The organism is Allobosea sp. AAP35, from assembly GCF_001295925.1.
Lineage (GTDB): Bacteria > Pseudomonadota > Alphaproteobacteria > Rhizobiales > Beijerinckiaceae > Allobosea.
Map to the genome: position 1 here is coordinate 102,059 of NZ_LJHQ01000017.1, position 11,919 is coordinate 113,977.

An 11,919-nucleotide genomic window follows, 5' to 3' on the forward strand; every position below is an offset into this window, starting at 1 on the left:
GATGCGTGGCAGCCCCGGCGTTTCACCCCTTCCAAGGCGACCCAAACCGGATCCGGGGTCAGACAGGATCGGTGAGAGGAGCATAGGAATGCCGATAGAGCATCGCTCCGCCGAAGCGAAACAGGGCGTTCCTGACAACCCGAGGAAGGCGACGCGCCCTGTCGCGCGACGCATTCTGCCGATGAACCCAATCGGCGCGTGGTTTCCTGCGGGCCTCGAACCGCGCAAGGGCAGCCGTTAGGTCGTCCCGTCCAGCCAGTTCGTCGGCAAGCACCAGCGCGTCCTCGACCGCCATGCCGGCGCCCTGGGCCATGCTGGGCGGACCCGCATGCGCGGCATCGCCGACGAGCACCACGCGGCCGCGATGCCAGCGGTCCAGCCGCAGCCGCACGAGCGCGGCGAAGTGGACATCCGCCGATCCCGCCAGCCGAAGCACCGGCTGCAACGGACCGGCGACGCCATCGAACAGCGGCCGAAGACGCGTCGTGGCCGAATAGCGGGAGACCTCGTGCTTCGGGACGGAGAGATCCGCATAGACATAGAGCTCCGACGGTGAAATCGGCTTGCAGAGCAGGCTGCGATCGCGGCCCAGCATGACTGTCCAGTCCGCGACGCCACAGATGTTGTGAACGATGAAACGCCAGCAGACATTGCCGACATAGTCCGGTCCGCGACAATCGGGGAAGGTCAGCCTGCGGACACTGAATCCAACGCCGTCCGCGCCGATGACCAGATCGTACTCGCCGCTCTTGCCGTCATCGAAACGCACGCGGCAGTGATCGTCTCGCTCGTCAATCGTCTCGACCGATGTCGTGATCAGGTCCGTATCGATGCCGTCCCTCAGCAACTGCCACAGCGTCGATCGCCGGGTCCCTCTGCAGGGACCGACAGCGCTCCAGAATTCAGCGGTGTCGATCTCGTGCAGCAGCCGGCCGTTCTCGTCGCAGATTCGTTGCCGTGCAATCGGGTGCGAGTGCTTCAGCAGCGCATCGAGCAATCCGAGTTGCTCCAGCGCCCTGACGCTGTTTCCAGGGAGAAAGAGCCCGGCGCCTCCCTCTCCCGCACCCGGATTTCGGTCCACGATGGTCGGCTTGAACCCGCGCAGCGACAAGGCGCGGTGGGTGGCCAGCCCGGCAATGCCGGCGCCCACGATCAGAATTCGCATATCCGTCGCTCGATGAGGCACCATCACCAGGTCACGCGGCACTCGGTGCTGCCACGAACGAAGACATGGCCGGAGAACACCGGCGGCTGCGCAAGCCGCAGATGCGGGAGCCGCTCGGCCAGAACCGACAGAGCCTCCTGAAGCGCGGCCCGTCCCAGCGCGTCGGCCACGCATTGATGCGCGCCGCCGCCAAAGCCGAGATGGGAGGGGCCGGGATTCAGGCGAAAGATGTCGAATGTGTCGGGACGGTCGAAGATCCGCTCGTCGCGCAGGGCCGACATCAGCGACAGCACGACCAGTTGCCCCGCCGGCAATGTGCGACCCTCGATCGCGATATCTTCGGCCGACAAGCGGACCAGGCCCGCGATGCCGGGCTCAAAACGCATGGCTTCAGCCACGGCTGCGGGCACGCGTTCGGGATTCTCGACAACCGCCCGCCACTGCAGCGGATTGGCGAGCAGATTCGCCGTTTGCGCGACGATTGCGGTTCGCACCGATTCCGTGCCGCCGATGATGAGCTGGACGATCTGCATCAGGGTTTCGACCCGCGCATGCCGCGGCTCGGTCTCGGCCAACCGAACATAGTGCTGCAGGAAGCCGCCGGCCTGGTCGTCGCCTTCGTAATCGATCAGAAGCCCGATCGCGCTTCGAACCCTGACCGCCGCCTTCTCCGCGGAGGAAGCGGTCGCAGCCGTCGCATCGGGGCGGAAGAACGCGTTCATCGCGTCGATGTCGCGCAGGAACGGGGCGAGCTCGCCTTTGGGCACGCCCAGCAGACCCGCCAGGCCGAGGGCCGGCAACGGCGCGGCGTAGTCGCCGACCAGCTTCATCTCGCCGCTGGCAAAGCAACGGTCGATCAATGCGTGCGCGCTGCGCCTGACATGGCGTCGATACTGCTCGGCGACCTCGCCGACGAGCGCCCTCGATATCGGCGAGCGGCGATCCTGATGAACCTGGCCGTTGGCCGTCAGCATGCCGTGCGCGAAGATGTCGAACAGCGCGCCTTGCGACAGGCCAGCCTGCGCCGGCAGGGCGACCTCGGTTGCCTGCAATCGGGGATCGCGGGCGAGCCGACTGACATCGTCATAGCCCAGGACGATGTAGCCTCCCGTTTCGAGCGCTGCGAACGGGTGGGATGCGCGATAGCGACGCAGCGTGCTGTGCGGATCCGTTTCGAGATCGGCGGATGGAATGACGGGAACGTCCTGGATGGTGTCGAGCATGGTGTTTGGTGCCTGGTCGTTGATGGAGATGCGACAGGCCGGTCGGTTCGCCGGCGGTCTGATCTCATGAGGGAAGGCTGGTGGCGGCGTTTCAGAGGGCGGCCTCAACGGCTGCCTGGGTCGATGAGCCTGAACGCCCGGCGTGCGACAGCCCGTGCTGCTGGCGCATCATGTCCGCCGCGCGCTCGCCGATGACGACGCAGGGCGCCATGATGTTGCCGACCGTGATGCGCGGCATGATCGAGGCATCCGCGATCCGCAGCCCGTCGATCCCGTAGACCTTAAGCCGGCTGTCGACCACTGACATCCAGTCACGTCCCATCTTGGCCGTGCCGGACTGGTGCCAGTAGGTCACTGCCGATTTGCGGATGAAATCCAGCATGCCGGCCCGATCGCGGAGGCCCGGCGCCGTCTCCCGCGCGACCAGTTCGTCGAAGGCCCTGGCGTTGCCGATGTCGCGGCACAGTTCGACGGCCGCGATCGCTGCCTCCACGTCTTCCGGTGCGCTGAGCGCATTCGGCTCGATCAGCATGGGGTCGTCGGCATTCGGCCCGGAGAGGCGCAGCCGCCCGCGGCTTTTGGGCTGGGCGAGGCCGGCGAACATCGTCCAGCCATGGGCCGGCGTCTCGATGCCTGTTTCCGCCGGTGAAGGCACCGCGAATTCGAGCTGGCATTGCAGGATGTCCGGCGCCGGCAGGCGGGAATCGCTTTTCCAGTAGATCGCTGCTTCGCAGCCACCGGCGCCGATGGGTTGGGGCTTGCGGTAGGCCCAGGTGCAGCCGAAGGCGATATGGTCCTGATGATTGCGGCCGACGCCCGGCAGATACTGGACCACATCGATGCCATGGGCCTTCAGCTCGGCCTCGGGGCCGATGCCGGACTGCATCAGCACCTTCGGGGTCTGGACGGCCCCGAGCGACAGCACGGTTTCGCAGCGGGCGCGGATCTGTCGCCGTTTGCCCTCGTGGAGGAGCTCGACCCCGATCGCCTTCCGGCCGTCCAACAGGACGCGCGTGACCAGAGCGCCGGTCATGACCGTCAGATTCGGTCGGGACATCATGCGATGGGCATAGGAGCGGAACACCGATTCACGCCTGCCGCCGCGCACCCGCAGCTCCGCGATCGCAGCCCCGCCCGCGCTTTCCATCATCTCGCCATTGGGGGTGTCGAAGACGGGAATGCCCATCGCGCCGGCGGCATCGACGAGGGTGCGCGCGACGGGCTGGGGCGCGAGCGGCTGAGCGACATAGACCGGGCCCCCCGACCCGCGACGCAGCGGATCGGGCGCGCCGCGCCAATCCTCGATCCGGCGATAATTGCCGAGCACCGACTGGTAGCCCCAGGCCTCGTCCCCGGCCTCGGCGGCGAAGTAATCCCAGTCCGCCTGGTGACCACGGGCCCAGACCATGACGTTGATGCTAGAGCCGCCGCCGAGGCCCTTACCCATGCTGAGCGCCAGGCGACGACCGCCCAGGCCGCTCGACGGCTCGCCGACAAAGCCCCAGTCGCGGCTGCTGCCGAGATTGAGAGGCCACTGAGCGGGGTCCGACACGGTCTCGGACTCGTCGTCTCCGCCGGCCTCCAGCAGGAGGACGCTTGCATTGCCATCCTCCGCCAGTCGCGCCGCGACCACGCAACCGCTGGAGCCCGCGCCGCAGACGATGAAATCGAAGCTCTCCCCGATCGGATCGCGCTGCTGCGTGGCAGACCGATCGTCGACCTGAGAACGGCCGGTGATGTCGTTCGAATAGTCCATTGGTGCCTCTGTTTTGCGGGTTGGAGCGCCGAACCGGTCGGGCGCTTCAGGAGCGCGACGAGCGGCGGTGCTTCGGCGATAGGGTGGACGGCTGATCACGACGCTGCCCGTCACGGGGATCCCGGTCGGGTTGTTGAAGCGGCTGGCGGGCGATGCGGCCCGATCGACGGGCGCGCCCGGGACCTCGCGGCTCAGCGTTCGCCGCCGTTGCGTACGAAAATCTCGATCGCGGTGGCGTCGACGATGCCGATGTCACGCAGCATCGCCGCATCGAGCCGGCGCAGATCCTGTACGGCTCGCCTGATCGCCACTTCGCGCCCGATTCCATGCCAGGCGCCGGCAACCGCCACCCTCAACCGGCGCGCCAGCGTAGGGCGCCCCGGTTGGACGGCCTTCGCATGAGCGGGAACTGACTGCGGTGGGTAGGGCTCGAACGCGCTGCCGAATGCGAAGGCGTTGCCGGCGATCCCGAAATCGATCACCAGCCGCTCGATCCAGGAAACCCCAGACACGGGCGTGCGCGTCCCGAGGCCTTCGGGCGACATGAGCGGGGGAGTTGGCGCGTCACGGCGCGGGGAAAAGCCCGGCCGATGCCGCCCATGAACCCCGTTAGGCCGCCGCAAAGCGATGATGTTGACGCCCGGTGCGGGCAGATACGAAAGATATTCGGCCCGATCTTTCACATGATTTGGATCGGAGTACTTCATGTACGGCTCCATCTTCAGCGATGAGGCCTTTGTCCGGTCGCCGTGTTACACGGAAACGATCAGATCCGGTTTTAACGTTACAGATGAAATATTCGATTCATGACTTCGACGACGTCTTGGATCCATGTCTTTTGCTGACTGCTGGCGCACGGAGCATCCGTCCCATCCGGCTGCTGGCATCATCGCGACGGGCTCGCTCAGGCTGCCGGTCCGGTCACCAGGGATAAAGGGTGCCGTGACCGCGAAGCTGCGCAGGCCCGGAACGCGACGGACATGGCGCGCGTCTGAGGCGTCCGCGCGTGGCTTGTGCGCCGGCGGCAGCCGGCGGCTGCGCCACCAGCGGCAACCGGCCAGGCGAACGTCGATGATGGGTCGCGCGCCGACCCAACCGGCCTTCTCGGGTCATGTCCGCAGCCGCGCTGCGTCGCGAACCATGACATCGCTCGTAAAGACATAGCCGGCCCCGCGTTCGGTCCGGATGAGCTGCGGCCGCGCCGGATCCGCCTCGAGCTTGCGCCGCAGCCTCAGGATCAAGACGTCGATGCTGCGGTCGAACACCTCATCGTTGTGGCTGCGCGTTTCCGTCAGCAGTTGTTCACGCGACAGCACGTGCTGGGGCGCCTTCAGGAAGACGGTGAGCAGCTTGAACTCGCCCGCGGTGAGCTTGATGTCCGTGCCGTCGCCGTCGGCGAGCCTTCGTGTATCGATGTCGAGCTCGAAGCGGCCGAAGCGATAGGTCTTCCGCTCCTTCCGCTTCTTGTGTGCCGGCCTCTCCCTCAATGATGCCCGCACACGCGCCAGGAACTCGCGGATCGCGAAGGGCTTCGTGACGTAGTCGCTGGCACCAAGTTCGAGGCCTACAACCTTGTCGGCTTCGTCCAGCCGGTCGCCGCTGATGATGATGATCGGCGCATCCGACGTGCTGGACAGGCGGCGGACGATCTCCAGCCCGTCTTCATGGCCGAGATTGAGGTCGACGACGACGAGATCGACGGGATCGGTGCCGACGATCCGCGCCAGCGGTCGGCTGTCGCTGATCGCGGTGACGCGGAACGCGTGCTGCGACAGATAGTCGGACAGCAGATCGCGGATCGTCGGGTCGTCATCGATCAGAAGGATGTGCTTCACGACACGGCTCCAGCGGGGGAGAGTCCCGGGTAATCGAAAGGTCTCAGGTCCGAGGGCGTATGTTTGCCAGACGCGCGGCGTGACGAATTGACCGACGCCGAAGGCTTGGTGATGAGCGACGCCCCCGAGGTTGCTCGATGGGCTCAACGAGCAGGCGGGTCCGGGAACCCGCCTGCATAGCGGTCTGACACACCACTGCTGCGCCTCAGCGGCTTGCCGTCCTGGAGGTCCGCGCCGCTTCGTCGATCACCTCGGACACGACTTTGGGCTGGGTCATGAACACCGCGTGGCTGGCCGCGACCGTGGTCACCTTTGCGCCGATCTTCTTGGCCATGCCGTGCAGCATGCGCTGGTCGAACGCCTTGTCGTCGGTGGCGATGACGGCCCAGCTGGGCTTGCTGCGCCAGGCGGCCTGGGTCAGCTTCGTCGCGAAGGCCGACATCGCGATCGGCACCTGCGAATCCCGCATGAACGCCGCGTCGGCATCGCTGGTATCGGCCGCGAAGCCGGCTTTGAACTGTCTCGGAGCGACATAGCCAAATCCGTCGCTGTGGACGTCGAGGACGAACTCCGGCGGCGTCGTGTAGCCGGTATATTGCTGGGCCGTCGTTTCGCCGGCGTCGGGAGACAGCGCCGAGACATAGACGAGGCCCGCGACCTTGGGGTCGTTGCCGGCTTCCGTGATCACCGTGCCGCCCCAGGAATGACCGACGAGGATGGCGGGGCCGTCCTGCCGGGCGAGAGCGCGCTGGGTCGCGGCGACATCGTCGGCAAGCGAGGTCAGGGGGTTCTGGACGATGGTGACCTTGTATCCGCGCGCCGTCAGATTGTCGTAGACGCCGCGCCAGCCTGAGCCGTCGGCGAAGGCGCCGTGCACGAGCACGACATTCCGGACGGACTGCGTCGTGGGGACCGGGTCGGCTGCCTGAGCCGGCTGGAGACCGAGGATGGTGGCGGCCGCGGCGGCGAGGATGCTGTTGCTCATGGGGTTCATAGTCGCTCTCCTTTTGCTATTGAGATAATATTTATTGCGATATCTGTTTGACTCGCACGACAGCGACTGTCAAGCGACATTTATCGCGATATTGTTTTTTGCGCGCGTGCCTCTATGTGTTGCGTGTGGAGGCCTTCCCGTGTCCGATCAGACCAGCACCCCGCCCGCTCTCGACGACCAGCTCTGCTACGCGCTCTATTCCGCCGGCATGGCGATCCAGCGCGTCTACAAGCCGTTTCTGGATCAGCTCGGGCTGACCTATCCGCAATACCTCGTTCTCAACGTCCTCTGGGCTGAGGACGGGCAGACAGTCGGCGCGATCGCCGAAAAACTGGCCCTGGAGTCGAGCACGCTTACGCCTCTGCTGAAGCGACTGGAGGTCGCCGGTCTCGTGAAGAGAACGCGGAACCCTCAGAACGAGCGGCAGGTCGTGGTCAGCCTGACGGACGCTGGACTCGCCATCAGGTCCAAAGCGGGATGTCTCGGCAATGCTCTCCTGGGTGCGTCGCTTCAGAGCCCGAACGATCTGTCCGACCTCAATCGTGATGTTAGACGATTGCGCGACACGATTTATTCCCAGCTCGGCGGATGGACGACACCGGCCTGAGCGCGTTCGGCTTTTCAGACGGTCGGCACGGTTCCGCCGTCGATGATGTGCTCTGAGCCGGTGATCGCGCCGGCGCGATCGGATGCCAGGAACGCGATCAGGCTCGCGACCTCGTCCGGCCGCGTCGGGCGTCCCAAGGGGATGCCGCCGAGCCCGTCCATGATGATCTTCTTTCCGCCCTCGTAGTCGGTGCCAGCCTCCCGCGCCAACCGTTCGACAAGACGTGTCGCCGCTTCAGTCTCGATCCAGCCGGGCGAGACCCGCAGGACCCGGACGCCTTTGGGAGAGACCTCCTTGGACAGCGCCTTGCTGTAGGCAGACAGAGCAGCCTTGGCTGCGGCATAGGCCGTCGTCGACTCCGGCAGCGGCAACAGCCGCTGGATCGACGAGACATGGACAACGACGCCGCTTCCGCGCGCCACCATATCCGGCACGAGCAGGCGGTCGAGGCGAACGGCCGGCAGGAGGTTGTGGGCCAACTCCTTCTGCCACTCCTCCTCCGTCAGCGCGGCAAAGCCACCGGCCGGAGCAGACGAGCCTCCCAGCATATGCACAAGGATGTCGACGCCACCGAGACGCTCGGCAGCGGCTTCGGCGACCGTCCGCGCGCCGTCTGCGGTCGTCAGATCGGCCGGAACGAAAAGGTCTTCGGGCAACGTATCGGGCCGGGAGCGGGCGCTGGTCAGCACCTGCGCACCAAGTTCGCGAAACAGCGCGACCGTGGCCGCGCCAGCGCCTTTGGTGCCGCCGGTGATCAGCGCGCGTTTGCCCTCGAAGGAGATGAAGCCGGTCATCACGCGATCTCCAGACGCATGATCACGTCGTTCCTGAGGGTGAAGGTGAAGAGCAGGGTCACCGGGCTGCCGGGAAAATCGCCGCTGACCCTGGTGCGAACTTGCGTGACATCGCCGGTCGTCGTCGCCTCGATTGGCGCGTTGACATGCGGGGTCTTCCGCTTCGCCTCGCTCCACCAGTCACGGATCGCTTCAGGCCCGGCATGCCGCTGGTGCTCGTCCTCGACGATCGCCTCAGGCGAGAACGTCGCCATCAGCGCCCCGACGTCGTTGCGGCTGTCGGCCTCGAAATAGGCCTTGATGCAGTTCGGCAGGTTCATCTCGTCTCTCCTCTGACCGACAATGGTCTGATGCGACCGAAGATAGACCTCGATGATTGTATTAATAATCGGGATATTATGGGATGACGAGATGAAGGAATCGGGGCAATGGATCGGCTGGCGGTTAATGATCTGGAGGCGGTCCTGTCGATCGCGCGCAAGGGCAGCTTCCGTGCGGCCGCCGTCGAACTCGGCATTTCGGCCACCGCGCTCAGCCATGCGATCGGCAGGCTCGAAGCGGATCTGGGCGTGCGCCTGTTCAACCGCACCACCCGGAGCGTCTCGCTGACCGAGGCAGGCCGTCTCTTCGTCGAGCAGGTCGGCCCGACGCTGCAGGACATGCGCAGCGCGCTGGAAAGCGTCAGGTCACACAGCGAGACGCCTTCAGGCACGATCCGGATCAACGCCGCGCCGTTCGCCGCCCGCGCGATCATGTCGCCACTCGTCGTCGCGTTCCTGCGACGCTATCCCGACATGACCATCGATATCGTCACCGAGGGCAGGCTGGTCGACGTCGTCGCTGGCGGGTTCGATCTGGGCGTGAGGGTCGCGGGGCTCGTGCCCAGCGATATGATCGCAGTGCCACTTGGTCGCCCGCAGCGGTATGCGGTCGTCGGATCACCGGGCTATTTCGAGCGCCACGGCAAGCCTCGGGTCCCGCCGGACCTTCTCCGTCACACCTGCATCCGTGTGCGGCTGCCGGATGGCGGGCTTTTTCGCTGGCACTTCGAAAAGAACGGCGAGATCGCTCAACTGGATGTCCGCGGCCCGATCATTCTGGATGAGGGTAGCCTTGCGCGCATCGCCGTGCGCGAGAGCATCGGCGTCGGCTTCTTCCTGGAGCAGGATGTCCTCGCGGACATCGCAAGCGGCGATCTCATCCGCATCCTGGACGACTGGACGCCGCCGTCCCCCGGGCTTTGCCTCTACTACCCCGGCCGCCGAAACCTCTCGGCGGGAATGAAGGCCTTCCTGACTCTAGCGCGCGAGTTCGCGGCGCATGGGCGTCCTACCTAGCCAGCCCGCTTCACCACCGCGCTTTCGGGCAACTCGCCGGAATAGGCTACGGCGCTGGGCACCACGGCTGGCCACTCCCGCTGCACCCCGATCGCGATGCGATGGCGCGTCGCGTCCGGCATGGGATGCGACGCGCGCTCTGACGCCGTGATCAGCCGCGGCTCGCGGTGACCACCACCTCGATGATTGCGCCGCCGCCGAGATCGGCGACGCCGACTGTGGCGCGGGTCGGCATGTCGTCGCCGAAGAAGCCGGTCCAGGCGGCGTCCATCTCCTTCTTCTGGGAGAGGTCGGTGACGTAGATCTGGGCTGCGACGATCGCCTTGCGGTCGAGCCCGACCTCGCCGAGATAGCCTTCGATCTTGGTCAGGATGTTCTGGGTCTGTGGGCCCATGGACTGGGTGGTATCGTCGGCGATGCAGCCGCCGACGAAGACGAGGTTGCCAGTCTCGACGACGCGGTTCTGGATCGGGGTCTTGATGCTGCGCTTGATGGTCATGGTCTTCTCTCCTGCTGGTGAAAGGCTGTGGTCGTCATTGCGAGCGCAGCGAAGCAATCCAGGGCAGCAGCGCACGGCGGCCCCTGGATTGCTTCGCTACGCTCGCAATGACGGCTGGTGTGACGACGGCGCAAACCGCCCGATGCCGAGCCCGTCGATGGGGACGTTGCTAGATCCGGTGGCGATGATCTCGGCCATCACGGCCCCTGCCCCGGGACCGAGCTGGAAGCCATGAGCCGAGAAGCCGAACTGGTGGTAGACGCCCTCATGCCGGGCGCTCTTGCAGAAGACGGGCAGATCGTCTGGCATGCGCGCCTCGATGCCGGCCCAGGCGCGGGTGATGGGCGCAGCCCGCATCACCGGAAACAGGTCCCACACGGTCTTCGCGTTGGTCGCGAGCTTGCCCCAGTCGAGCACGGTGCGGTTCTCGTCGCGGATGGCGCGGCCGAGATAGCCGCCACCGATCAGCACGGTGCCGTTGCTAAACTGCTTGAAGGAGAGCTTGCGCTTGCGCAGGATCACCACCGGCTTGATGAAGGCCGGCATCGCCGCCGTGATCATCAGCATCGGCGCGATGGCCTCGAGCGGCACCGGCTCGCCGAGATCGGCGGCGATCCGGTCCGCCCAGGCGCCGGCTGCATTGACGATTCGTGGCGCGAGGAAGTCGGCGTCATCGGTCTCGACCCGCCAATTGGCACCGTCGCGGGCCACGCGCGTCACGCGCACGCCCTCGCGGATATCGGCGCCCAGGCTTTGGGCCTTGCGCTTGAAGGCCTGCGTGGCGCGCAGGGGGATCGCCGCGCCGTCGCGGCGCGAAACCACGCCGCCGGGGCAGGTGTCGGCCACGGCCGGGACGAGGCGGCGCAGTTCGGCCGCGTCGATTAGCTCCTCATGGTGGAAGCCGCGCAGGGTCAGGTCGTCGATGCGGGAGCGGCAATTGCCGAGGTCCTCCTCGTCCTCCGCGACCAGCACCTGCCCGTCCGAGGTAAAGCCGCAATCATCGTCGACGAGGTCCTCGATGCGGTGCCAGAGCGCCATCGACGTGTTGGAAAGCGGGATCTCCGCGACATGGCGGGCGAGCTGGCGCACGCCACCAGCATTGACGCCGGAGGCGTGCCGGCCGGCATGGTCCTTCTCGAGCAGGATCACCGAGAGCCCGCGCATCGCGCAATGCAGCGCCGTCGAACAGCCATGGATGCCGCCGCCGATGACGATGACGTCGGCGCTGCGGCGGTCTGCGCTCACCGAACCACCGCTTTGACGGCGGCGTCCGTCGGCGGCAGGGCCGCGAGTTCGGCGAGCGTCACGGGCTTCACCGGCGGACGCAGGCGGTAATAGCCGGTGTCGGCCGGCGACACGCCATGCACCTGCGCGATCAGTTCGACCACGCTGGGGCCGCAGAGCCGGCCCTGGCAGGGGCCCATGCCGCAGCGCAGGAAGGCCTTCATCTGGTTGGGGCCGGTGACGCCGAGGCGGCTTGCGGCATCGCGGATCTGGCCGGCGGTGACCTCCTCGCAGCGGCAGATGATGGTTTCGTCGGCGGGGGGCGCGAGGAACTGCGCGGACGGTCGGTAGAGCAGATCGAGGAAGCGGCGGCCGCGCAGGCTGCGGGCGAGCTCGGCGCGGGTCGGGGCTGCCTGCTCGTTGCGCTGCGCCTCCGAGAGCCGGCCGAGCCGGCGGGCGGCGTCGAGCGCCGCGATCTCGCCCCG

General features: G+C 66.6%; 14 protein-coding genes. 2 read left to right on the forward strand and 12 right to left on the reverse strand.

The window, feature by feature from the left end:
- Positions 1-58: 58 nt before the first annotated feature.
- The 6 genes from IP69_RS06795 to IP69_RS06820 all read right to left on the reverse strand — a co-directional run bounded on the left by IP69_RS06795 (position 59) and on the right by IP69_RS06820 (position 6,973).
- Positions 59-1,189 (reverse strand): FAD-dependent oxidoreductase, encoded by a 1,131-nt coding sequence (locus IP69_RS06795; RefSeq protein ID WP_349236289.1) that lies wholly within the window; start codon positions 1,187-1,189, stop codon positions 59-61.
- Positions 1,189-2,388 carry a cytochrome P450 gene (locus IP69_RS06800; RefSeq protein WP_054142055.1) on the reverse strand — a complete coding sequence of 400 codons (1,200 nt, stop codon included), beginning with the start codon at positions 2,386-2,388 and terminating at the stop codon, positions 1,189-1,191. The genes IP69_RS06795 and IP69_RS06800 overlap by 1 nt, the downstream gene beginning before the upstream one ends.
- Before the next feature lie 91 nt (positions 2,389-2,479).
- Positions 2,480-4,144 carry a GMC family oxidoreductase N-terminal domain-containing protein gene (locus IP69_RS06805; RefSeq protein WP_082359054.1) on the reverse strand — a complete coding sequence of 555 codons (1,665 nt, stop codon included), beginning with the start codon at positions 4,142-4,144 and terminating at the stop codon, positions 2,480-2,482.
- A 191-nt stretch (positions 4,145-4,335) separates the two neighbouring features.
- Positions 4,336-4,863 carry a DUF1127 domain-containing protein gene (locus IP69_RS06810; protein WP_156323329.1) on the reverse strand — a complete coding sequence of 176 codons (528 nt, stop codon included), beginning with the start codon at positions 4,861-4,863 and terminating at the stop codon, positions 4,336-4,338.
- A 390-nt stretch (positions 4,864-5,253) separates the two neighbouring features.
- A complete protein-coding gene (locus IP69_RS06815; protein ID WP_054142057.1) occupies positions 5,254-5,979 on the reverse strand; it encodes a winged helix-turn-helix domain-containing protein in 726 nt (241 codons plus the stop codon).
- Between the two features lie 205 nt (positions 5,980-6,184).
- Positions 6,185-6,973, reverse strand: coding sequence for an alpha/beta hydrolase (locus IP69_RS06820; RefSeq protein WP_054142058.1), 789 nt, complete (start codon positions 6,971-6,973; stop codon positions 6,185-6,187).
- 139 nt (positions 6,974-7,112) lie between these two features.
- On the opposite strand from IP69_RS06820, the gene IP69_RS06825 reads away from it, so the two are divergent.
- Entirely contained in the window at positions 7,113-7,580 is a 468-nt protein-coding gene (locus IP69_RS06825) for a MarR family transcriptional regulator (protein WP_054142078.1), read from the forward strand.
- Between the two features lie 14 nt (positions 7,581-7,594).
- Here IP69_RS06825 and IP69_RS06830 read toward each other — a convergent pair whose 3' ends face one another.
- Together IP69_RS06830 and IP69_RS06835 are read right to left on the reverse strand one after the other, a co-directional pair.
- The gene (locus IP69_RS06830; RefSeq protein WP_054142059.1) at positions 7,595-8,374 is read right to left on the reverse strand and encodes an SDR family oxidoreductase; all 780 of its coding nucleotides are present in this window, start codon (positions 8,372-8,374) and stop codon (positions 7,595-7,597) included.
- Entirely contained in the window at positions 8,374-8,694 is a 321-nt protein-coding gene (locus tag IP69_RS06835; protein ID WP_054142060.1) for a nuclear transport factor 2 family protein, read from the reverse strand. The genes IP69_RS06830 and IP69_RS06835 overlap by 1 nt, the downstream gene beginning before the upstream one ends.
- A 108-nt stretch (positions 8,695-8,802) precedes the next feature.
- On the opposite strand from IP69_RS06835, the gene IP69_RS06840 reads away from it, so the two are divergent.
- Positions 8,803-9,711, forward strand: a complete 909-nt coding sequence (locus IP69_RS06840; protein ID WP_054142061.1) for a LysR family transcriptional regulator — start codon at positions 8,803-8,805, stop codon at positions 9,709-9,711.
- On the opposite strand, the gene IP69_RS22480 is transcribed toward IP69_RS06840, so the two are convergent.
- From IP69_RS22480 to IP69_RS06855, 4 genes are all read right to left on the reverse strand, one after another.
- Positions 9,708-9,833 carry a hypothetical protein gene (locus IP69_RS22480; RefSeq protein WP_282568230.1) on the reverse strand — a complete coding sequence of 42 codons (126 nt, stop codon included), beginning with the start codon at positions 9,831-9,833 and terminating at the stop codon, positions 9,708-9,710. The two genes, IP69_RS06840 and IP69_RS22480, sit on opposite strands and share 4 nt — an antisense overlap.
- Positions 9,834-9,862: 29 nt before the next feature.
- Entirely contained in the window at positions 9,863-10,210 is a 348-nt protein-coding gene (locus IP69_RS06845) for a Rid family hydrolase (RefSeq protein ID WP_054142062.1), read from the reverse strand.
- Between the two features lie 96 nt (positions 10,211-10,306).
- The gene (locus tag IP69_RS06850) at positions 10,307-11,455 is read right to left on the reverse strand and encodes an FAD-dependent oxidoreductase (protein WP_054142063.1); all 1,149 of its coding nucleotides are present in this window, start codon (positions 11,453-11,455) and stop codon (positions 10,307-10,309) included.
- Positions 11,452-11,919, reverse strand: a 468-nt coding sequence (locus IP69_RS06855; protein WP_197279718.1) for a (2Fe-2S)-binding protein, incomplete at its 5' end; no start/stop codon positions are given. The genes IP69_RS06850 and IP69_RS06855, both read right to left, overlap by 4 nt.